The 20,558-nt window shown below is 68.0% G+C and carries 20 protein-coding genes; 13 read left to right on the plus strand and 7 right to left on the minus strand.

Features of this window, described 5'->3' with window-relative positions; translation table 11 throughout:
- Positions 1-3 precede the first annotated feature (3 nt).
- From AC5P9F_RS02555 to AC5P9F_RS02590, 8 genes are all read left to right on the plus strand, one after another.
- Positions 4-681: a Fe2+-dependent dioxygenase gene (locus AC5P9F_RS02555; protein ID WP_043034189.1), complete on the plus strand. Its 678-nt coding sequence runs from the start codon at positions 4-6 to the stop codon at positions 679-681.
- 164 nt (positions 682-845) lie between these two features.
- Entirely contained in the window at positions 846-1,247 is a 402-nt protein-coding gene (locus AC5P9F_RS02560; RefSeq protein ID WP_099498038.1) for a hypothetical protein, read from the plus strand.
- A 146-nt stretch (positions 1,248-1,393) separates the two neighbouring features.
- The gene (locus tag AC5P9F_RS02565) at positions 1,394-3,814 is read left to right on the plus strand and encodes a TonB-dependent receptor domain-containing protein (RefSeq protein WP_005412519.1); all 2,421 of its coding nucleotides are present in this window, start codon (positions 1,394-1,396) and stop codon (positions 3,812-3,814) included.
- A 199-nt stretch (positions 3,815-4,013) separates the two neighbouring features.
- Positions 4,014-4,652 carry a PepSY-associated TM helix domain-containing protein gene (locus AC5P9F_RS02570; protein WP_005408421.1) on the plus strand — a complete coding sequence of 213 codons (639 nt, stop codon included), beginning with the start codon at positions 4,014-4,016 and terminating at the stop codon, positions 4,650-4,652.
- A gap of 26 nt (positions 4,653-4,678) precedes the next feature.
- Entirely contained in the window at positions 4,679-5,197 is a 519-nt protein-coding gene (locus tag AC5P9F_RS02575) for a DUF2271 domain-containing protein (RefSeq protein WP_005408420.1), read from the plus strand.
- Between the two features lie 122 nt (positions 5,198-5,319).
- Positions 5,320-6,123, plus strand: a complete 804-nt coding sequence (locus tag AC5P9F_RS02580; protein WP_005408419.1) for a DUF4198 domain-containing protein — start codon at positions 5,320-5,322, stop codon at positions 6,121-6,123.
- Positions 6,124-6,176: 53 nt separating this feature from the next.
- Positions 6,177-7,148 carry an FAD:protein FMN transferase gene (locus AC5P9F_RS02585; protein WP_043034216.1) on the plus strand — a complete coding sequence of 324 codons (972 nt, stop codon included), beginning with the start codon at positions 6,177-6,179 and terminating at the stop codon, positions 7,146-7,148.
- Positions 7,145-8,749 (plus strand): sulfite reductase subunit alpha, encoded by a 1,605-nt coding sequence (locus AC5P9F_RS02590; RefSeq protein ID WP_043034192.1) that lies wholly within the window; start codon positions 7,145-7,147, stop codon positions 8,747-8,749. The genes AC5P9F_RS02585 and AC5P9F_RS02590 overlap by 4 nt, the downstream gene beginning before the upstream one ends.
- A gap of 147 nt (positions 8,750-8,896) precedes the next feature.
- On the opposite strand, the gene AC5P9F_RS02595 is transcribed toward AC5P9F_RS02590, so the two are convergent.
- The 4 genes from AC5P9F_RS02595 to AC5P9F_RS02610 form a co-directional block, all read right to left on the minus strand.
- A complete protein-coding gene (locus AC5P9F_RS02595; protein ID WP_043034193.1) occupies positions 8,897-9,505 on the minus strand; it encodes a HutD/Ves family protein in 609 nt (202 codons plus the stop codon).
- Positions 9,506-9,539: 34 nt separating this feature from the next.
- Positions 9,540-10,265 (minus strand): murein L,D-transpeptidase catalytic domain family protein, encoded by a 726-nt coding sequence (locus AC5P9F_RS02600; RefSeq protein WP_005408415.1) that lies wholly within the window; start codon positions 10,263-10,265, stop codon positions 9,540-9,542.
- A 17-nt stretch (positions 10,266-10,282) separates the two neighbouring features.
- Positions 10,283-11,368, minus strand: a complete 1,086-nt coding sequence (locus tag AC5P9F_RS02605) for a L,D-transpeptidase (RefSeq protein WP_087803688.1) — start codon at positions 11,366-11,368, stop codon at positions 10,283-10,285.
- Positions 11,369-11,720: 352 nt separating this feature from the next.
- Complete coding sequence (locus AC5P9F_RS02610) at positions 11,721-12,047, minus strand: ComEA family DNA-binding protein (RefSeq protein WP_024958219.1); 327 nt, start codon at positions 12,045-12,047, stop codon at positions 11,721-11,723.
- 199 nt (positions 12,048-12,246) lie between these two features.
- Here AC5P9F_RS02610 and AC5P9F_RS02615 point away from each other — a divergent pair, with 199 nt between their 5' ends.
- The 4 genes from AC5P9F_RS02615 (at position 12,247) to murU (ending at position 15,875) form a co-directional block, all read left to right on the plus strand.
- On the plus strand, positions 12,247-13,740 hold the full coding sequence (locus AC5P9F_RS02615; protein WP_308680633.1) for a M20 family metallopeptidase: 1,494 nt from the start codon (positions 12,247-12,249) through the stop codon (positions 13,738-13,740).
- A 68-nt stretch (positions 13,741-13,808) separates the two neighbouring features.
- Positions 13,809-14,078 (plus strand): GlsB/YeaQ/YmgE family stress response membrane protein, encoded by a 270-nt coding sequence (locus tag AC5P9F_RS02620; RefSeq protein ID WP_099498037.1) that lies wholly within the window; start codon positions 13,809-13,811, stop codon positions 14,076-14,078.
- 64 nt (positions 14,079-14,142) lie between these two features.
- Positions 14,143-15,168 carry an aminoglycoside phosphotransferase family protein gene (locus tag AC5P9F_RS02625; protein ID WP_099596944.1) on the plus strand — a complete coding sequence of 342 codons (1,026 nt, stop codon included), beginning with the start codon at positions 14,143-14,145 and terminating at the stop codon, positions 15,166-15,168.
- Positions 15,165-15,875 (plus strand): N-acetylmuramate alpha-1-phosphate uridylyltransferase MurU, encoded by a 711-nt coding sequence (murU, locus tag AC5P9F_RS02630; protein ID WP_087803686.1) that lies wholly within the window; start codon positions 15,165-15,167, stop codon positions 15,873-15,875. Before AC5P9F_RS02625 ends, murU begins: the two co-directional genes overlap by 4 nt.
- Positions 15,876-16,384: 509 nt before the next feature.
- Here murU and hda read toward each other — a convergent pair.
- The 3 genes from hda to AC5P9F_RS02645 are packed head-to-tail and all read right to left on the minus strand — an operon-like array spanning position 16,385 to position 19,397.
- The gene (gene hda, locus AC5P9F_RS02635; RefSeq protein ID WP_005408408.1) at positions 16,385-17,092 is read right to left on the minus strand and encodes a DnaA regulatory inactivator Hda; all 708 of its coding nucleotides are present in this window, start codon (positions 17,090-17,092) and stop codon (positions 16,385-16,387) included.
- The gene (locus AC5P9F_RS02640) at positions 17,092-18,261 is read right to left on the minus strand and encodes an AI-2E family transporter (protein ID WP_005408407.1); all 1,170 of its coding nucleotides are present in this window, start codon (positions 18,259-18,261) and stop codon (positions 17,092-17,094) included. The genes hda and AC5P9F_RS02640 overlap by 1 nt, the downstream gene beginning before the upstream one ends.
- Entirely contained in the window at positions 18,258-19,397 is a 1,140-nt protein-coding gene (locus tag AC5P9F_RS02645; RefSeq protein ID WP_005412509.1) for a DUF2066 domain-containing protein, read from the minus strand. The genes AC5P9F_RS02640 and AC5P9F_RS02645 overlap by 4 nt, the downstream gene beginning before the upstream one ends.
- A gap of 99 nt (positions 19,398-19,496) precedes the next feature.
- Here AC5P9F_RS02645 and purM point away from each other — a divergent pair, with 99 nt between their 5' ends.
- Entirely contained in the window at positions 19,497-20,555 is a 1,059-nt protein-coding gene (gene purM, locus AC5P9F_RS02650) for a phosphoribosylformylglycinamidine cyclo-ligase (RefSeq protein WP_005412508.1), read from the plus strand.
- Positions 20,556-20,558: the final 3 nt, after the last annotated feature.

Genomic DNA, 20,558 nt, shown 5'->3' on the forward strand with positions numbered 1-20,558 from the left:
CGCATGCTGCTGCACATCCCCGACATTCTCAGCGCCGACCAGGTGGCCGACTTTCGCCGCCGACTGGATGCCGCCGACTGGACCGATGGCCGCGAAACCGTCGGCCATCTGGGCGCGCAGGCCAAGCACAACCAGCAGCTGCCCGAGGGCTCACCGCTGCGCCGCGAACTGGGCGAGATCATCCTCGTCGCGCTGGCCCGGCACCCGCTGTTCTTCAGCGCCGCGCTGCCGCTGAAATACCTGCCGCCGCGCTTCAACCGCTACAGCGGTGGCGGCACCTATGGCTTCCATGTTGATGGCGCGGTGATGAACCTGGCCAACGGCGAACAGCTGCGTTCGGACATTTCCTGCACCCTGTTCCTGTCGGCGCCGGACGAGTACGAGGGCGGCGAACTGATCATCAGCGACACCTACGGCGAGCACGAAGTGAAGCTGCCGGCCGGCGACCTGATCGTGTACCCGTCCAGCAGCCTGCACCAGGTGCGCCCCGTCACTGCCGGCGCGCGCGTGGCCTCGTTCTTCTGGGTGCAGAGCATGGTCCGCGACGATGTGCAGCGCCGCCTGCTATGGGAAATGGACGGCTCGATCGAGCGCCTGCGGCAGACCGGCGGCGACGCCGGGGCGGTGCTGCAGCTGACCGGCGTGTACCACAACCTGCTGCGGCGCTGGAGCGAGGTCTGAGCCCGGTCGGGCTGGCCTGCGACATTTTGGCAATCATTCTCATTTGCAACAGCTAACAGCTCTCATTACAATCACGCCCCGTTGATGCCGGCCGCTGCCGGCAGACCCCTGGGGACCCCTGCTTGCTGCGCCCGCTTCGCCCTCGTCCACTCATCCATCGCAAGATGGGCACCGCAATGCGCGGCCAGCGTCCTGCGCTGGCCAGCCTGCTGGCGTGGGTGGCGATGCTGGCGTTGCTGCTGGGCACCCTGCCGCTGCTGCCGCATCCGGCGACAGCGGCGACCGTGCAGGTACCGCTGGAAGAACGCGGCGGCGAAGGCCCATTGCAGGAAGAAGCCCCGGCCAAGCTGCGCCGCTGTGCCTCCACCCCGGTGAAAGCGGCCGAGAAGGCACGCCCGCCGTTGCTGCTGGCCAGCCAATGGCTGCGCACCGAGCTTGAACTCGTACCCGCCACGCCGGCCATGCCCGGCGTGCGCCCGGACTGGCCGCTGGCTGCTCCGGACACGCCTTGGGCCGATGCGCCCGGGCGCCGCCAGCAACGCGGCCAGGCGCCGCCGCTCGCCTGATTCACGGCCCCGCGTGACCGCCTGCGCGGTCGCGCCCGCGCGCCGCTGCCTGCTTCATCCCTGCCGCCCCTGACCGGGCCTCCCCGTGCATGCCGCGCCGTTCGCGCCTGGCATCGCACCACCCTGCAACCTTCGAGGTTACTGCCATGGCCCAGCGCCATCGTGTCCGTTCGTCCCTGTCCCGTACCCTGCTGACCAGCGCCGTGCTGGCAGCCATGACCGCCCCTGCCTTCGCCCACGGTGACGCTACCGGCGCGCCACAGACGCTGGACAAGGTGGTGGTCACCGCCTCCGGCTTCGAGCAGAAGGTGATCGATGCACCGGCCAGCATCAGCGTGGTCAGCCGCGAAGAACTCAGCAAGCGCCCCTACACCAACCTGGTCGATGCGCTGCGCGACGTCGAAGGCATCGATGTCGGCCTGGAGGCCACCGACAAGAACGGCCGCGCCACCATCTCCATGCGCGGCCTGCCGTCCGAGTACACCCTGGTGCTGATCGACGGCCGCCGCCAGAGCAATGTCGGCCAGCTGTACCCGAACAATTTCGGTGGCGGCCAGTTCGCCTACCTGCCGCCGCTGGACGCGATCGAGCGCATCGAAGTCGTGCGCGGCCCGATGTCCACGCTGTATGGCTCGGACGCGATGGGTGGCGTGATCAACATCATCACCCGACGCAACCAGGACCGCTGGCACGGCGCCGTGACCCAGGGCTTCACCGTGCAGCAGGATGACCAGTTCGGTGATGCGCGCACCACCGACCTGTACCTCAGCGGCCCGCTGCTGAAGGACCGCCTCAGCCTGGCGGTCCGCGGCAGCTACTACGACGCCAAGGCCTCCAATCCGGAGTGGGACGCACTGACCCTGCCCGACGGCAGCCTGTGGGAGCGCAGCATCGGCTTCGGCGGCGGTGGCAAGTCGGTGGCCAACACCAACTGGAATACCGGCGTGCGCCTGGACTTCCGGGTCAACGATGACCACGAACTGTGGCTGGACTACGACGTGTCGCGGCAGAAGTACGACAACAGCGAAGGCCAGACCGGCACGCTGGACAGCCTGGCCAGCCTGTGGCGCGTCGGCAATGCGGTCATCCCCAACCCGAACGGCAGCGGCACCGTCACCCGCCGCGTGGTGCAGCCGCGCGTCGGCTACACCGCCTACCAGCGCTACGAGCGCGATCAGCTGTCGCTGACCCACCAGGGCCGCTACAGCTTCGGCACCTGGCAGACCTCGCTGACCCACAGCAAGAGCAGCAACCTGGGTCGTTCGCTGCCGCTGACCCTGGACGAGCGCGCCAACCTGCAGACGCTGTGGAATGACGTCTGCCGCCGCACCGGTGCCGCCAACAACTGTGCGGCCGGCCGTGGCAATGCCCTGGCCGCGCTCAACCCGAGCGAGATGGCGCGCCTGCAGGCGTTCCTGCCGCGTCCGCTGCGCACCATGGAACTGGAAGGCTACGTGCTCGACACGATGCTCGACCTCGACTTCGGCGCGCACAAGCTGACCGTCGGCGGCCAGTACAACGACACCGACATGATCGACGGCGTGTTCGGCATGGATGGCGCCGGTTATCGCAGCAACACCAGGCAGAAGCACCGCATGTGGGCGCTGTTCGCCGAGGACAACTGGGCGCTGACCGATACCCTCACCGCTACCTTCGGCCTGCGCTACGACGACCACAACGTGTTCGGCAGCCACGTCAGTCCGCGTGGCTACCTGGTGTGGAACGCCAGCGATGCGTGGACCTTCAAGGGTGGCGTCAGCACCGGCTACAAGACCCCGCGACCGGACCAGTTGTTCCCGGGCATCACCGGCTTTGGTGGCCAGGGCGTGCTGCCGCTGGTCGGTTCCCCGAACCTCAAGCCTGAAACCAGCACCAACTACGAGCTGGCCGCCTACTACGAAGGCCAGCGCTGGGGCTTCAACGTCACCGGCTTCTTCAACACGTTCGAAGACAAGATCGCCAGCGGCGGAACGTTCCCGAACTGCGAAGTGGCGCGCGCCGGCAGCGGCTACTGCGTAGACATCGGCCCAGGCTGGGCAGCACTGGGCTACAGCACCTTCACCCAGAGCGTGAACATCGACAAGGCCGAGACCCGCGGCGCGGAACTGGCCGGTCATGTCGACCTGCTCGACACCCTGCAGCTGCGCGGCAACTACACCTGGACCAGGAGCGAGCAGACCAGCGGCCCCGACAAGGGACGCCCGATCTCAGGCACCACGCCGGCAAAGCACATGGCCAACGCCAGCCTCAACTGGCAGATCAACGAAGCGATCAGCCTGTCGCTGATCGGCGAAGGCCGCTACGACCGCTATCGCGACACCCTCATCGACAGTGCCGGCACCCGCCACGTGCGCTATTACGAGGACTACACGATCTTCCACCTTGGGGGCAGCTGGAAGGCTACGCCGTGGCTGACGGTCAATGCACGGGTCAACAACCTGTTCGACAAGGACTTCGTTTCGCAGTCGTGCCTGCTGCTCAATCCCAGCGAGTTCAGCTGCGTGGATGACTACGCGACCAAGGACCAGCGCCGCAGCTACTGGATTTCGTTGAACGCGAAGTTCTGATCGCCGCGCCCTGCCCCGGTGGGTGCCGACCTTGGTCGGCACCGCTTCATCCACGCATGGCGTGGCTCTACTGATCGGTAGTGCCGGCCGCTGGCCGGCAACCCGCCAGACCTGCTCCAGGGATACAGAACGACACGCAATTGCGAGCTATTCTCATCAATGATGTAATGGGCAGTCCCCGTCCGCCTCGAACCCTGCCGTGAGCCGTCCTGCCTCTTCCACCGTGCAGCAGCAACAGAACCGCGGCTTCTGGCTGCGGACGCTGCACCAGTGGCACTGGATCAGCTCGGCGGTGTGCCTGATCGGCATGCTGCTGTTCGCGGTGACCGGCCTGACCCTCAACCATGCCGCGAAGATCGAGGCCAAGCCCGAGGTGCAGAACCAGCATCTTGAACTGCCGGCCGCGCTGCTTGGACAGCTCGGCACGCGCGAAGACGGCAACGCACCGATTCCGCGCCCTGCCCGGCAATGGCTGGACACGCAGCTGGGCATCGCCATCGGCGGGCGACCGGCCGAGTGGTCGCCCGAAGAGATCTACCTGTCGCTGCCGCGCCCCGGCGGCGACGCCTGGCTGAGCATCGATCGCGAGACCGGCGCGGTGGAATACGAATCGACCTCGCGCGGCGCGGTGTCCTACCTCAACGATCTGCACAAGGGCCGCAATGCCGGCCCGGCATGGGGCTGGTTCCTGGACCTGTTCGCCGTGGCCTGCCTGGTGTTCTGCATCACCGGCCTGTTCCTGCTGCACCTCCATGCACGGCAGCGGCGCATGACCTGGCCGCTGGTCGGCCTCGGCCTGATGATCCCGCTGCTGATCGCCCTGCTGCTGATCCACTGACTTTTCCCCCTTTCCGGAGCCGCCCCATGCGCGTCACCCTGACCATCGCCCTCAGCGGCCTGCTGGCCACCTCGCCGGCCTATGCCACCACCCTCGACATCAACGTCGAAGTGCCCAAGCTCAACGTGGCCGAATACCACCGCCCGTATGTGGCCGTGTGGCTGGAAGGCGCCGACCAGAAGGTCGCGGCCAACCTCTCGGTCTGGTACCAGCAGACCAGCAACAGCGAAGGCCACGGCACCAAGTGGCTGCCCGACCTGCGCCAGTGGTGGCGCAAGAGCGGCCGCACCCTGCAGGTGCCGGTGGACGGCGTGACCGGTCCGACCCGCCCGGCCGGCAAGCACGCACTGTCGTTCAATGACAGGCAGCCGGCACTGAAGCAGCTGGCCCCGGGCAACTACACCCTGGTAGTGGAAGCGGTGCGCGAAGTCGGCGGCCGCGAACTGCTGAAGATCCCCTTCACCTGGCCGGCCACCGCCGCGCAGAACGGCAAGGCGCAGGGCGCCACCGAACTGGGCCAGGTCACCCTCGCCGTCAAACCATAACTGCCTGAGCCGGGGTCGAGTCCCTTCCGCAGGAAGGGCTCTGACCCCATCGCCGTATCCCCCGGGGTCAGAGCCCTTTCCGATGGAAAGGGATCCGACCCCTTCCAACTGGAGTCTTCCGCATGAAGCGCACGCTCGTCCTCGCCGCCGCCCTGGCCGCTGCCCTTCCCTTCTCCGCCCTGGCCCACAAGGCCTGGCTGCTGCCCTCGCAGACCGTGATCGCCGGCAACGCGCCGTGGATCACCGTCGACGGTGCGGTCTCCAACGATCTGTTCTACTTCAACCACGTGCCGCTGCGCCTGGAATCGCTGGTGATCACCGCACCGGACGGCAGCACCGTGCAACCGCAGAACGCGTCGACCGGCAAGTACCGCAGCGTGTTCGACATCGAACTGAAGCAGCCGGGCACCTACCGCATTGCGTCGGTCAATGACGGCCTGTTCGCCACCTACGAGCAGAACGGCGAGCGCAAGCGCTGGCGCGGCAGCGTTGCCACCTTCGGCGAACTGCCGAAGGACGCGAAGAAGCTGGAAGTGAGCCAGTCGGTCGGCCGCGTGGAGACCTTCGTCACCAACGGCGCGCCGAACGATACCGCGCTGAAGCCGACCAACCGTGGCATCGAGCTGGTCGCCGTCGGCCACCCGAATGATCTGTTCGCCGGCGAGGAAGCCACCTTCCGCGTGCTCGTCGATGGCAAGCCGGCGGCCGGCCTGGAATTCGAGATCGTGCGTGGTGCCACCCGCTACCGCAACGCACAGGACGAGCTGAAGGTCACCAGCGATGCCAAGGGCGAGATCAAGGTGACCTGGCCGGAAGCCGGCATGTACTGGCTGGAAACCGGCACCGAGGACAACAAGACGTCGGTGAAGCAGGCCGCCAAGCGCCGCCTGAGCTACGTCGCCACGCTGGAAGTGCTGCCGCAGTAATGACGTGGACCGCGATGCCGGGCAGCCCGGCATCGCACCCGCAACGCATCACCATGACCGATTCCCTGCTCGACATCGCCCGCCTCGGCGGCACCACCATGGGCACCACCTGGAGCGTGTCGCTGGTCGCGCCGCGCCAGCGCGACCTGCACCCGCTGCACGCCGGCATCCAGGCGCGGCTGGACGAAGTGGTCGCGCAGATGAGTACCTGGGAGCCCGGTTCGGACCTGAGCCGCTACAACCGCGCCGACGCGGGCCAATGGTGCGTGCTGCCGGCCGAGACCCGCCACGTTCTGGCCTGCGCACAGGCGATCGCGTCCACCAGTGGCGGCGCCTTCGATCCCACCGTCGGTCCGCTGGTTGCACTGTGGGGCTTCGGTGCACATGCCGGTGAACGCCGCCAGCCCGACGACGCTACCCTGCAGGCCACGCGCGATCGCTGCGGCTGGCAGCGCCTGCAGTGGCAGGACGATGCGCTGCTGCAACCGGGTGGGCTGGAACTGGATCTCTCCGCGATCGCCAAGGGCTTTGGCGTCGACCATGTCGCTGCGTGGCTGCGCACACAGGGCATCACTGCCGCGCTGGTCGAAGTCGGCGGCGAACTGGCCGGCTACGGCCGCAAACCGGACGGCCAGCCGTGGCGCGTGCTGGTGGAGTCCGCGCCGGAAGAAGATGCGCACACCAATACCCCGCTGCGGGTGCTGGCGCTGGAGGGCAAGGCGGTGGCCACCTCCGGCGATCGCTGGCACCAGTACCAGGTCGATGGCGAGGCCTACAGTCACAGCCTGGACCCGCGTTCGGGCAGACCGGTGCGCCAGGTTGCCGCGGCAGTCACCGTGGTGGCCGACGACGCCATGCACGCCGATGCCTGGGCCACCGCACTGACCGTGCTGGGCCGCGAACAGGGCATGGCGCTGGCCGAACTCGAAGGGCTGGCTGCGCGCTACCTGCAACGCGCAGCGGACGGCCCGCAGGAATTCCTCAGCAGCGCCTTCCAGCGCCTGCTCGACGAGCAGAGCCCATGAGTACCCGGCCGTCGCGCGCGTGGCTCGGCAACGCGCTGGTCCTGCTTCTGCTGGCGCTGATCGGCTGGGCGCTGCTGCGCCTGCACCTCGGTGAAGCCTGGTGGCATGGCGCGCCACCGGCGCGGCAGTCTCAGATCGCGGTACTCGCCACGGCGCTGTATGCGCTGGCCTGCGTTGCGCTGTGGTGGCGTGGGCGCCCGCGCGACGATGCCGCAAGCGGAGACTCCGCGCCCATCCTGCTGGCCTGGTCCAGCCAGACCGGCTTTGCCCGCGAACTGGCCGAACGCAGTGCCGAGGCCCTGCGCGGTGCCGGCGTGCCAGCGCGCGTGCGCGGACTGCATGAGGTCGACGCCGTGTTGCTGGCCGGCAGCCAGCGCGCGCTGTTCATTGCCAGCACCACCGGCGAAGGTGATCCGCCCGACCACGCGCTGCCTTTCCTGCGCGGGGTGATGGCCACGCCGCCCTCGCTGCAGCATCTGCACTACGGCGTGCTCGCACTGGGCGACCGCAGCTATGGCCACTTCTGCGGATTCGGTCACCAGCTCGACCAATGGCTGCGCCAGCACGGCGCGCATCCACTGTTCGATGCAATCGAAGTCGACAACGCCGATCCGGCGGCGCTGCGCCATTGGCAGCAGTTGCTGGGACAACTCGGCGGTAACGCCAGCGAACTGCCCGACTGGAGTCCGGCCGAGTACCAGCCGTGGACGCTGCTGCAGCGCGAGCATCTGAACCCCGGCAGCCCCGGCGGCCCCGTGTATTGGTTGCGCCTGCAGCCCCCAGCCGATGCAGATGCGCAATGGCAGGCCGGTGACATCGCCGAGATCGGCCCACAGCACGCATCGCACACCGTGCGTGCCTGGCTGGACACACAACGCTTTGACGCGGACATCGTGCTGGATGACGGACAGACGTTGCTGGCACGCGTCGCGCGCTCGCACCTGCCCTCATTGGTTCCCCCGGGTGATCTGCCTGCATTGCTGGCGACCCTGCAGCCGCTGCCGCATCGCGAGTACTCGATCGCCTCGGTGATGGCCGACGGTGCGGTGGAGCTGCTGCTGCGCCGCCAACTGCGCGCCGATGGAACACCGGGCATCGGCAGTGGCTGGCTGTGCGACCACGCGGCCATCGACGAACCGGTGCAGCTGCGTCTGCGCCGCAACGACAATTTCCATGGCGTGCCCACCGATGTGCCGCTGCTGCTGATCGGCAACGGCACCGGCATCGCCGGCCTGCGCGCGCACCTGCACGAACGTGCCCGGAGTGGCGCGCGCCGCACCTGGCTGCTGTTCGGTGAGCGTACCGCCGCGCACGACTTCCACTTCGGTGAAGAACTGCAGGCGATGCTGGCCGACGGCACGCTGGCGCGGCTGGATGCGGTGTTCAGCCGAGATGGCGGCGCGCATCGCTATGTGCAGGACCGGCTGCTGGCCGAAGCGGCAACGCTGCGGCAGTGGGTGGATGAAGGCACGACGATCCTGGTCTGCGGCAGCCTGCAGGGCATGGCCCCGGCGGTGGATGCGGTGATCGAGCAGGTGTTGGGTACTGCGGGCAAGGAAGCGCTGTTGCTGGCCGGTCGTTACCGGCGCGATGTGTATTGAACGAACCATCGGGGTCGGATCCCTTTCCGCAGGAAAGGGCTCTGACCCCAACCACAGCCGCACCATGACGGCGTGCCCAGGCATGGTGACAACCTCACAGCTGTAGATCCACGCCATGCGTGGATGGAGCCCACCGGCGCCCAGCAATCATCCCGCTGCTGCACTGACCCGTATCGCCAGCAACTCGCCACCACCCTGCAACGCGTGCCGCTGACGTTCGCCGGCCGCCAACCATGCGGTATCGCCCGCCTGCAGCGCCGGCAGGCCGCTGTCGGCACCAAACTCCGCCTGACCGGCCAGCAGATGCAGCGCCCAGGCCACGCCCGGTTCGCAGAAGAAGAACATCGCGCCCACCAGCGGCCGGTGCAGCAGTTCGGCCTGCAGCAGCTCGCGCTTCCACATCAGGTTGAAGTCGTGGGTGGTGCCATCGATCAGTTCCCCGTGCAGTGTCTCCTCACCAGCAAACCGCACTCGTCCGTGTGGCGGCAGCACTTCCGCCACGCGTCCATCGTCGAAGCGCAGACGCACGCCATTGCCCTGCAGCAACACCAGTTCGCGCTCCACGCCGGGGAAGGCAGAGAACGCGGCATCCTGTTCGATTTCGGCCACCGACAGGCGCAGCGCCCAGTCATCGCCCTGCGCGGGCAGGCGCAGGATCTCGCGGGTCCAGCCCAGGCCGTTGCGCCAACGTTCGCGGCGGTAGTCCAGGCTGGAGATCACCTGGCTCGGAGTGTGCAGCAGGGAGTCGATGTTCATCGGCGCATTGCATCATGCCGCGCGCCGTCGTGCATCACCGCGTGGCGAGCGTGCCCTGGCCACCGCACCCGCCGGCCAGCAGCTGCGAGTGCTTCAGCCAATCCTGGTCGGGGTAGTAAGCAAACACCATCGTGCCGCCACGCAACGCATCGATCAGCGGCCTGGCCACCGACAGGCGCACCGCCGGGCAACCCAGGCTGCGGCCCAGCCGCCCCTGCAGCTGCGCGGCAGCCGGGTTCACGTATGGCGCACCATGGATGACGATGGCTCGGTCACGCGCGCGGTCGTTGAAGCCCGGTTCCAGCCCCGCCAGGCGCAGCGAATATCCATTGCCACCCATGTAGGTCTCCTGCGCGGTGAACGCGCCGAGGCTGGACATGAAACTGCCATCGCGGTTGGAGAAGTGCTCGGTGCGGTTCTCGCCACTGTTGCGGCCATGCGCCACCCACTCCTCGAACAGCAGGCGCTGGTGGGCCAGGTCGAACACCCACAGGCGCGGCTCGGTGGACGGGCGCGAATAGTCGATCACGCTGAGGCGATCACCATTGATGCCCAGTTCCGGCCGCTGCAGCGCACAGCGCATGGCATGCGCCGCCAGCTGCAACACGTGGCGGTCGGCCTTGGGCGCACTGCGCGACAGCAGGGCAGCCAGATCATCGGCGCTGGTGGCAAGGGCGGGCGTCTGTGCCAGCGCCGGGGCGCTGGCCGAGGTCGCCAGCAGGCCGAACGCGGCCAGCCGGCACAGGCGGGATGCAGTCATGGGCACAACGAGGGCACTCAGTTGCCCTTGAGGGTGGACCCTGGCGGCTCGGATTCCAAGACCGGCTGCATTCCGGATTCAGCCGGGCTTGGGCGGACCGCCGGCAGCGAGGTCACCAGCAGGGTCGTGCCCGGCACCAGCACCTGGTACAGCTGGCGGGCGAAATCGGGCGGCAGCGCCATCGGCAGCGAGGGCGTGGCCAGCAGGTCCGGCGTGGCCTGGGCACGGTCCTGGCCCAGCAACGGGTAGGCCGTCCACTGGTGCAGGCGCTGGTTCACGTCCAGCGGGCTGGGGGTGTCGCTGTAACCCTGCCCCATCACGAACAGCGTGGTGCCCTGGAACGCCGGCAGGGCGTCAGCCTTCAGCGGCGACTCGCCGATCATCACGCCATCGCGCAGCACGTACAGGCGCTGGTCGTGCAGGCTGACCAGGATGCCGACCTGCCCGGCCGGCGCCGCGCTGTCGTCCCACCAGGCCTGTGCCGGGGCTCCGCCCTCGGCCTCCGGCAGCGCCTGACCGCGCGCGTTCACCGGCGCCAGCACCGACGGATAGGCCAGGGTCATCGGTGAGCTCTTGGCATCGGCCACGACCACGGTATCGCCGCGCTGGGTTTCGCTGAACAGCTTCTGCGCGAAGGCCTGCGGCAGGCGCACGCAGCCGTGCGAGGCGGGATGCCCGGGCAGGCTGCCGCCATGCAGGGCGATGCCGTCCCAGGTCAGCCGCTGCATGTACGGCATCGGCGCGCTGTTGTAGAGGTTGGACCTGTGGTCCTTGTCCTTCTGCAGGATGGTGAACACGCCGGTTGGCGTCTCGTGCCCGGCCTTGCCCGAGCTGATCGTGGTCAGGCCGATGGCAATGCCGTTGCGGTAGACGTAGGCGCGCTGCTCATCGAGGCTGACCACCAGCACGATCGGACCGGTCGGCGAGATTTCCGGATGCCAGAGGTATTCGCCCGGCTTGAGGTCGGTCGGCCCGCGCACTTCAGCGCTGCTGGCTGCGGCAGCCGTGGGCTTGCCAGCCGCTGTCGGCGCAGCGGCATGGGCCAGCAGCGGCAGGGCCAGTGCAAGGGCGAGCATCAGGGTGGTGGGGCGGAGCGGGAGCATCCAGCGGGGGTCCTTTCCATGCGGTGCGGCCACCGTACACCATCGGCCCGTGGTGGCCGCGGCAAAACCAGGCGCCGGAAATGAAACTGCCCGGCGACACAGCCATGTGTCGTACCGGGCAATCGTTACGTCCTTGTCGGCCTGCTGCCGCCCCCTCGCATCCTGCGCTGTGGGGGTAGCGTTGCATCCTGCACGCGGCCGCGTCTGTCCTGTTTGTATCTCAGCCCCTTCCACAGGTCTGTGATGCCACCATCCTGGTGATTGGTGCCGCGTCCTGCGGCGGTCGGTGGTCACGGCCGTCCTGTCCGTGACCGCTGAACCAGCTTCCTGCCGGTTCCGACGATTCCTGCTGTCAGCGCCTCGGTACGGTTCGCACCGGTACCGATCCGGGTACCGGATCCGCCGGCAACAACCTGTTGCCTACGGTGATCCGCTGTCGATTCCGTTCGACGATTGCTTTCCCTATCCCCTTCACCTGCGTCAGGTCCTCGACGCGATGAAACGGGCCGTGTCTGCGCCGGTGCTCGACGATCGCCTCGGCCTTGGCGGCTCCGACCATCGTCAATCCCTGCTGCAGCGCCTGGGCATCGGCGCGGTTGATGTCGATCGGTTCGGCGGCATGCGCCCCAGCGATCCCCATGACCAGCACCAGTGCCCTCAACACGACAAACCAAGGCACAACGTGTATCTCCTTGTGATTCTGGCCGCCCCGACCGGCAATCCCGTCGGTAGGAACAGTGTCCGTCACCACATGCACACAGCCTATCGGTTTCCCGGATTTCCGTAAGCCAGCCAAATACCCGACGTGATGTAGGAAAAACCCTACCCGTGGCACAGGCGTAGAATGGCCGGATCAGCCCATGCAACCGGAGTTTCAGATGGACAGCGCCAAGCTCGGCCAATTCGTCAATGACAAGTGGGACAGCGAGATCGTCCCGCAGTTGGTCGACTACATCCGCATTCCCAACAAGTCGCCGATGTTCGACGCCAATTGGGTGCAGAACGGCTACATGGAACAGGCGGTCACGCTGATGGAGAACTGGGCCAGGGCCCAGCAGCTGCCTGGCCTGAAGGTTGAAGTGGTGCGCCTGGAAGGCCGTACCCCGCTGATCTTCCTGGAAATTCCGGCCACCGGCGCCGAGACCGGCGACGACACCATCCTGCTCTACGGCCACCTGGACAAGCAGCCGGAAATGACCGGATGGGACGACGACCTCGGCCCGTGGACCCCGGTCCTGCGCGGCGACAAGCTGTATGGCCGCGGCGGCGCCGATGACGGCTACGCCATCTTCGGCTCGCTGGCCGCCGTGCTGGCGTTGCAGGCCCAAGGCCTGCCGCACGCGCGCTGCGTGGTGCTGATCGAAGCCTGTGAAGAGTCGGGCAGCTACGACCTGCCAGCCTACGTCGACCACCTCGCCGACCGCATCGGCAAGCCGTCGCTGGTGGTCTGCCTGGATTCGGGCTGCGCCAACTACGACCAGTTGTGGTGCACCACCTCGCTGCGCGGCCTGACCGGCGGCAATTTCACCGTGAAGGTGCTCAACGAAGGCGTGCATTCCGGCGATGCCTCCGGCGTGATCCCGTCCAGCTTCCGCCTGCTGCGCCAGATCCTTTCGCGCATCGAAGACCAGGAGACCGGCCGCATCCTGATCGACGGCATGAACGTCGAGATCCCGGCCGAACGCCTGGAACAGGCCAAGCGCGCCGCCGAAGTGGTGGATACCGAGATCTTCGAGAAGTTCCCGATGGTCGACGGCCTGCGCCCGATGAACGAGGACCTCACCGAGCTGGTGCTCAACCGCACCTGGCGCCCGGCGCTGTCGGTCACCGGCGTCGGTGGCATGCCGCCGCTGGAATCGGCCGGCAACGTGCTGCGCCCACAGACCTCGGTGAAGCTGTCGCTGCGCCTGCCGCCGACGGCCGATGGCAAGACCTGCGGCGAGCTGCTGAAGGAAGTGCTGCTGCGCGACCCGCCGAACGGCGCGCAGGTCACCCTGGACCTGGAAAAGGCCTCCACCGGCTGGAACGCCCCGGCCATGGCGCCGTGGCTGACCCAGGCCATCGACGACGCCAGCCAGGCCTTCTTCGGCAAGCCGGCGATGTACATGGGCGAAGGCGGCTCGATCCCGTTCATGGGCATGCTGGGCGAGAAGTTCCCGGGCGCGCAGTTCATGATCACCGGCGTGCTCGGCCCGCACTCCAATGCGCACGGCCCGAACGAGTTCCTGCACATCCCGATGGGCAAGAAGGTCACCGCCTGCGTGTCCAAGGTGATCAGCGAGCACTACGCGGCCAGCCTGCGCGGCGAGACCAGCGGTTCGCCGGTGGCTGCCGACAGCGGCACCCGCCACGGCGACCACGGCTGCTGCTGATCCTGCACCCGTGACGGACGCAGCCTGGCCTTGCTAGGCTGCGTCCACCCTTGGCGGAAATCGCGCGCATGAATGGTCTGTTCGGCAGCAGCAGCTGGCTCTACATCATCCTGGTCGGCTTCTTCGTCGGCCTGCTCGGGCGTTTCCTCATGCCCGGCAACAACCGCATGGGCTGCCTGCTGACCATCGTGCTGGGCATCCTTGGCGCCCTGGTGGCCGGCTGGTTCGGCCAGTACATGGGCTGGTACGCCCCCGGTGAGCCGGCCGGTTTCCTCGGTGCGGTAGTGGGTGCGGTGGCCGTGCTGGCCGTGCTGCGCCTGTTCAGCGGCCGTCGCTGACCCCGTCCCTCCTTCCCTTCCTGTTCCCGACGTTGGCGCGCCCGGCGCGCCCGGATATGCCTGCATGACCGAACCCGCCTCCGATCCCCAGCGCAGCGCGCAGCGCCTGCAGTGGGCCCGTGCCCAGCTCGATGATGCCAGCGCGGTGGTCGAACGCGCCTCGGTCGATGCCGGCATGCGCAGCTACTGGCGTACCACCAGCACCGGTGGCAGCCACATCGTGATGGATGCACCGCCGGGACTGGAAGATCCGCGGCCGTGGCTGCGCATGCGCGGCCTGCTGCACGACAACGGCCTGCGCGTGCCCGCGCTGCTGGCGCAGGATCTGGATGCCGGCTTCCTGCTGCTGGAAGATCTCGGCGGCCCGACCCTGGCCAGGATCCTCGACGAGCGCAATGCCGATGAATGGTTCGGTCGTTCGATCGAACAGCTGCTGCGCCTGCAGGCGATCCCGGTGCCGGCCGACTTCGGCCAGTTCGGCGAGGCGCTGCTGCAGCGCGATGCCGGCCTGTTCGATGAATGGTTCCTGCAGCGCCACCTGAACCTGGAGCTGGACTGCGGCGAGATCGAAGGGCTGCAGCTGGTACACCGCCGCTTGATGGACAACGCGCTGGGCCAGGCCCAGCTGATGACCCACCGCGATTACATGCCGCGCAATCTGATGCCGGTCGAAAATGGTCCCGCAGTGCTGGATTTCCAGGACCTGGTGCGCGGCCCGATCGCCTACGACGCGATGAGCCTGTTCAAGGACGCGTTCCTTAGCTGGCCGCTGGAGCGTGTGGACGAGTGGCTGGCGCAGTATCACGAGCGCGCCCGCGACGCCGGTCTGCCGGTGCCCGACCGCGCCACCTTCCTGCGCGATGCCGACTGGATGGGCATCCAGCGCCACGTGAAGATCCTGGGCCTGTTCTGCCGGCTGCGTTACCGCGACAACAAGGGCCATTACCTCGACGACGCACCGCGCTTCATCACCTATCTGGATGAAGTACTGCCGCGCTATCGGGAACTGGCACCGCTGCAGCAGCTGCTGGACGAGCGCATCAAGCCGGCGCTGGCCGAGCTGGGTGCACCGATGCGCGTGGCCCGATGAAGGCGCTGGTCTTTGCCGCCGGCCTCGGCGAGCGCATGCGCCCGCTGACCCTGCACACGCCCAAGCCGCTGCTGGAAGTGGCTGGCAAGCCGTTGATCGTCTGGCACCTGGAACGCCTGGCCGCACTCGGCGTGCGCGAGGTGGTGGTCAACACCGCATGGCTGGCCGAACAGTTCCCGGCGACGCTGGGCGATGGCAGCCAATGGGGCCTGCACCTGCATTTCCTGTACGAAGGAGCGACCCCGCTGGAGACCGGCGGTGGCATCCTCAACGCCCTGCCGGTGCTGGGCGATGCCCCGTTCCTGGTGGTGAACGGCGACATCTGGACCGATTTCGATTTCGCCACGCTGCCGCGCGAGCCGCGGGGCCAGGCGCACCTGGTGCTGGTCGACAATCCGGTTCAGCACGCGGACGGTGACTACCGCCTCGATACGCAGGGGGTGCTGCACCACGATCGCGAAGGCCCGTGCCTGACCTATGCCGGCATCGGCGTGTACCGTCCTTCGATCGTGGCCGACTGGCGCACGGTGATCGGCGAGGCGCCGGGCAGCGAGCGGCTGCCGCCGAAGTTCTCGGTGGTGCCGCTGCAGAAGCATTTCATGGCGCAGGGGTTGATGACCGGGCAGCACCATCGCGGGCGCTGGACCGATGTCGGCACCGTGGATCGCCTGCGCGCGCTGGATGTGGAGTTGGCGGCGAACGGCTGAGCCCCTCGTGGCCGGTCGCGTAGAGTCGACTGTTAGTCGACTGTCATTGTGAGCTGGCCGGGCGGGGTGGGCTGCACAGGGGACGCTGCAAGTACGTCCCTGTAAGCTCGGTCGCCGCATCCATGCGGCTCACGCCCCTGCGCACCCCACCCCGCCCGGCCTCAGACAGTTTCCGTGGGCGTCCAGCCACGGAAGAAAGAAAGAAAAGCAAAAGCGGGTCGCTTCGCTGCGCTTGCTCTGGTGACGACCAAGGTCGACACCCACCAACAGCAGTCAGCAGTCAGCAGTGCAGTACGCAGTCCCGGCAGATCGCGGGAACCTGTCGAAGGCGGGGTGGATCCGGTTGCGGGGGCGTGAGCCGCATGGATGCGGCGACCGAGCTTACAGGGACGTACTTGCAGCGTCCCCCGCAACCGGACCCACCCCGCCATCCCACGGAGATGGCCAGCTTTAGACGTTGACGTTGCTTCTGCGGGTGCAGGGCGCAGCCCTGCAAACAAACCCCACCCTCAGTAGCGGGGCCGGCCTTCTTCCAGCACCTGGCGCAGGAACGGCACGGTGATCCGCCGCTTCGCCGCCAGCGACTCGCGGTCCAGCCAGTCCAGCAGCGTGATCAACCCACCCAGCTCGCGCCCGGTGTGCGACAGCAGCCACTCGATGGATGCCTCGTCGATCGCCAGACCGCGTCGCAGCGCGCGTTCGCGCAGCACCGCTGCCCGCCCCTCCTCATCCAGCGGCTGCAGCAGCACGCGCACGCACTGGCCCAGCCGTGAACGCAGGTCCGGCAGCACCAGGCCCAGCGCTTCCGGGGCCTTCTGCGCCGTGTACAGCACGGTCACGCCCGCGGCGCGCGCGCGGTTGTGGAAATCGAACAGCGCGATCTCGTCGTCGCGGTTGCCGGCAACCTCGTCCAGGCCGTCCAGCGCCACCAGCTCGCGCGCTTCCAGCCCGTCCAGCGCCGCACGCACGCGGCCGGCGGCACTGGCCAGCGGCACATAGGTCGGCAGGCGCCCTGCCTGCTCGGCGCTGGAACACATCGCCAGCGCCTGGTGGGTCTTGCCCGTGCCCGCCGCACCTTCCAGGTAGACCCAATCGTGGCTGGCACCCACCGCGATCGCGCGCAGCTGCGCCAGCGCGCCATCCGGCGCGCCGATGAAGGTCTCCAGGCGCTGGTCCCGCGGGTAATGCAGGGCCAGCGGCAGTTGCGGCACACCCATCACTTCAGGTCGGGGCCTTTTTCGTTCGGAACGATGATATGGGGCGCATCGACCACGCCGTCAAGCACGATTGCCGGCTTCTCGCCCACGTACAGCTCGCTCTGGCGGTAACGCTGGTGCGCGTAGCGCAGCAGCACGTTGGTCACCGCCGCCACCGGCAGCGCCAGCAGCATGCCGAGGAAGCCGAACAGCTGGCCGCCGGCCATCACCGCGAAGATCACCGCCACCGGGTGGAGGCCGATCTTGTCGCCGACGATGCGCGGGGTCAGTACGTAGCTCTCCAGCAGCTGGCCCACGGTGAACACCACGCCGACCAGGATCAGCAGCTTCAGGTCGAAGCCCTGTGCCTGCACCAGCGCGGCGATCACCGCCATCAGCACGCCGGTGGTCGCGCCAAGGTACGGGATGAAACTGATCAGACCGGCAATCAGGCCGATCAGCAGGCCCAGCTTGAGGCCGACCAGCGACAGGCCGCCGGCATAGATCACGCCCAGTGCCAGCATCACCAGGAACTGGCCGCGGATGAACGCACCCAGCACCTCGTTGGACTCACGCGCCAACGCGCTGATGGTGCCAATGTGGTTGCGCGGAATCACCGACGCCACGCGCTCGACCAGCTTGTCCCAATCACGCAGGAAGTAGAACGCCAGGATCGGCAGCAACAGGATGTTGACCACCCAGGTCACCATCGCGAAGCCGGAGCGCGAGACGTACCCCATGAACGTGGTGGCGAAGCCGCCGGCCTGCTGCCAGTGGCTGCGCACCCATTCGATCAGGCGGTCCGGGTCCAGCCACTGCATCACTTCCAGGCCGGTCTTCTGCTCGAACCAGGGAATCCCCTTCTCCATCAGCCACGCCTGTGCCTGCGGGGCAACCGCGATCAGGGTGGTGATCTGGCGCTCGATCATCGGTACCAGCACCAGCAGCAGCGCCACGATCACCAGCACCATCGCCGCAAACACCAGCACCACGCCGGTCATGCGCGAGCGACCGGTGGCCTCGATGCGGTCCACCAGCGGGTCACCCAGCCAGGCCAGCGCCAGCGCCAGCACGAACGGGGTCAGGATCGGCGCCAGCAGCCACACCACCCAGCCGATCAGGCCGGCGAACAGGATGTATTTCAGGCGGCGCAGGAACTGCGCGATTTCCGCTTCCGGGGTCAGAGTCATCGCAGGCGGTACTCGTTGCTGACCGGGGCGGCCACCGGGGTACCGGTGGTGTCGTCGATCGGAGCGGGCAGGGCCGGCAGCGGAGCGCTCGGCGCCAGCACGCCGTTGTCGCCCAGCATGCGGTTGAAGCCGGCCAGGCCGGTGGTCATCTCCAGGTTCAGCTCCAGCTGGCCAGCCGAGGCATGCAGGGGGGTGACATTGCGCACCACCGGCACCTCGCGCAGGCCGGCGGCCAGACGCAGGTAGTCGTCGGCGCTGTTGATGCCGGTGACCACCACACGGTAGGTCCCGGCCTGACCGACGGCGGCGCCGGCCTTGGCATAGCGTTTGACCAGCGCATCGGCGGCGCCGTCGGCACCGGCCGCCATCGCGCGCATGGCGTTGGCGTCCTTGCTGGTCCACTTGTTCAGTTCACGGCCGTTGTCGACGAACACCCAGTCCGCCTGCCAGCCGCCATTGGCGCGGTACAACTTGCCGATCAGCTGCATCGGCGGCGAGTAGCGCGAGGAGGCACGGGCCACGGCGGCACTGTCCTGGCGCCAGATCGCACCCGCCAGCGCCTGTTCGGCGGCGCCACCACTGGGCAGGCCCAGCTTGTAGCCCCGCTCGATGGCGCGGTTCAGCAACGGCCGGGCGGCGTTGGCCTGCTGCACGCTGACCAGGCGCGGGCCACTGCCATCGTCGACAGCCAGCCACAGCACCGGCTTCGGTCGCGGCTGCGGCCACAGCGGCAGGCCCAGCGCCGACACCAGCGAGTCGACATCATCCTCGCGGAAGCGGGCCACCAGCAGGGTACGGAAGCTGGGGGCGCCACTGGCGCCCACGCTCTGGTCCTGCTTGTAGTCGTAGCTGGCCACGTAGTCCTTGGCGTTGCGCAGCGCCTGCACCACGCCGGGGCGGGACATCACGCTGCGGTCGCCGGACAGCTTGCCCAGTACCACGCTCAGGGCGCGGGCCAGGGCGCCGTTGCGATCGGCCTCGGCTTGGCTGTTGACGGGCACTTCGGCCTCGTACGCGCCACTGGCGGTGGCGACATCACCCTCGGTGCGAAGGCCGCTCTGGGCCATCGTGGCCACCGGCAGGCTCAGCGCAAGGAGCAGGGTCAGAATCAGGCTGCGGCGCATCAGGACATCCATTGGCTCGACGTATCCGGGGGAATTGTTGCCCGAATACGGCCTTTGCGCCAATGCGGCCTGTTAAAATCGCCCGTTCAACCCCTGCCAGCGCCGACGCCCGTGACCAACACCCCGTCTTCCGCCCCCTCCCCCCTCACCTATCGTGACGCGGGGGTCGATATCGACGCCGGCAATGCGCTGGTCGAGCGGATCAAGCCCCTGGTCAAGCGCAGCTTCCGCCCGGAAGTGATGGGCGGCCTGGGTGGCTTCGGTGCCCTGTTCGACCTGTCCAACAAGTACCGCGAGCCGGTGCTGGTGTCGGGTACCGACGGCGTGGGCACCAAGCTGAAGCTGGCCCACCAGCTGAACCGCCACGATACGATCGGCATCGACCTGGTCGCCATGTGCGTGAACGACGTGCTGGTGCAGGGCGCCGAACCGCTGTTCTTCCTGGACTACTTCGCCACCGGCAAGCTGGACATCGACACCGCCGCAGCGGTCGTGGGCGGCATCGCCAACGGCTGCACCGAGGCCGGCTGTGCGCTGATCGGCGGCGAAACCGCTGAAATGCCCGACATGTACGCCCCCGGCGAATACGACCTGGCCGGCTTCACGGTCGCCGCGGTGGAGAAGAGCGAGCTGAAGGACGGCGCCAGCGTGGCCGCCGGCGACGTGCTGATCGGCATCGCCTCCTCCGGCCCGCACTCCAACGGCTACTCGCTGGTGCGCCGCATCTACGACCGCGCCGGTCGCCCGGCCGATCTGGAGCTGGAAGGCGGCGTGAAGCTGGTCGATGCGCTGATGGCACCGACCCGCCTCTATGTGAAGCCGATCCTGTCGCTGCTGAAGTCGCACGGCGAGGCCATCCATGGCATGGCCCACATCACCGGCGGCGGCCTGACCGAGAACATCATCCGCGTAGTGCCCGACGGCCTCGGCCTGGACATCCAGGCGTCGTCATGGACCCTGCCGCCGGTGTTCCAGTGGCTGCAGAAGGAAGGCGCGGTGGCCGACAGCGAGATGTGGCGCACCTTCAACTGCGGCATCGGCTTCGTGCTGATCGTCGCAGCGGACCAGGTGGCTGCCGTTTCCGATGCAGTCAAGGCGCAGGGCCTGGAGCACTGGACCATCGGCCAGGTGGTCACCGCCGAAGGCGCCGAACGCGTCCACATCGGCTGACGC

The sequence above is a fragment of the Stenotrophomonas sp. YJH_SMC_4 genome, assembly GCF_059371575.1.

Coding starts and splice junctions, on each gene's coding strand:
- AC5P9F_RS02595 (WP_043034193.1), bottom strand. CDS start 9,505: ATGAACATCGACTCCCTGCTGCACACTCCGAGCCAGGTGATCTCCAGC.
- AC5P9F_RS02625 (WP_099596944.1), top strand. CDS start 14,143: ATGACCGAACCCGCCTCCGATCCCCAGCGCAGCGCGCAGCGCCTGCAG.
- AC5P9F_RS02575 (WP_005408420.1), top strand. CDS start 4,679: ATGCGCGTCACCCTGACCATCGCCCTCAGCGGCCTGCTGGCCACCTCG.
- hda (WP_005408408.1), bottom strand. CDS start 17,092: ATGGGTGTGCCGCAACTGCCGCTGGCCCTGCATTACCCGCGGGACCAG.
- AC5P9F_RS02615 (WP_308680633.1), top strand. CDS start 12,247: ATGGACAGCGCCAAGCTCGGCCAATTCGTCAATGACAAGTGGGACAGC.
- AC5P9F_RS02620 (WP_099498037.1), top strand. CDS start 13,809: ATGAATGGTCTGTTCGGCAGCAGCAGCTGGCTCTACATCATCCTGGTC.
- AC5P9F_RS02580 (WP_005408419.1), top strand. CDS start 5,320: ATGAAGCGCACGCTCGTCCTCGCCGCCGCCCTGGCCGCTGCCCTTCCC.
- AC5P9F_RS02555 (WP_043034189.1), top strand. CDS start 4: ATGCTGCTGCACATCCCCGACATTCTCAGCGCCGACCAGGTGGCCGAC.
- AC5P9F_RS02565 (WP_005412519.1), top strand. CDS start 1,394: ATGGCCCAGCGCCATCGTGTCCGTTCGTCCCTGTCCCGTACCCTGCTG.
- AC5P9F_RS02590 (WP_043034192.1), top strand. CDS start 7,145: ATGAGTACCCGGCCGTCGCGCGCGTGGCTCGGCAACGCGCTGGTCCTG.
- murU (WP_087803686.1), top strand. CDS start 15,165: ATGAAGGCGCTGGTCTTTGCCGCCGGCCTCGGCGAGCGCATGCGCCCG.
- AC5P9F_RS02600 (WP_005408415.1), bottom strand. CDS start 10,265: ATGACTGCATCCCGCCTGTGCCGGCTGGCCGCGTTCGGCCTGCTGGCG.
- AC5P9F_RS02640 (WP_005408407.1), bottom strand. CDS start 18,261: ATGACTCTGACCCCGGAAGCGGAAATCGCGCAGTTCCTGCGCCGCCTG.
- AC5P9F_RS02605 (WP_087803688.1), bottom strand. CDS start 11,368: ATGCTCCCGCTCCGCCCCACCACCCTGATGCTCGCCCTTGCACTGGCC.
- AC5P9F_RS02560 (WP_099498038.1), top strand. CDS start 846: ATGGGCACCGCAATGCGCGGCCAGCGTCCTGCGCTGGCCAGCCTGCTG.
- AC5P9F_RS02585 (WP_043034216.1), top strand. CDS start 6,177: ATGACCGATTCCCTGCTCGACATCGCCCGCCTCGGCGGCACCACCATG.
- AC5P9F_RS02645 (WP_005412509.1), bottom strand. CDS start 19,397: ATGGATGTCCTGATGCGCCGCAGCCTGATTCTGACCCTGCTCCTTGCG.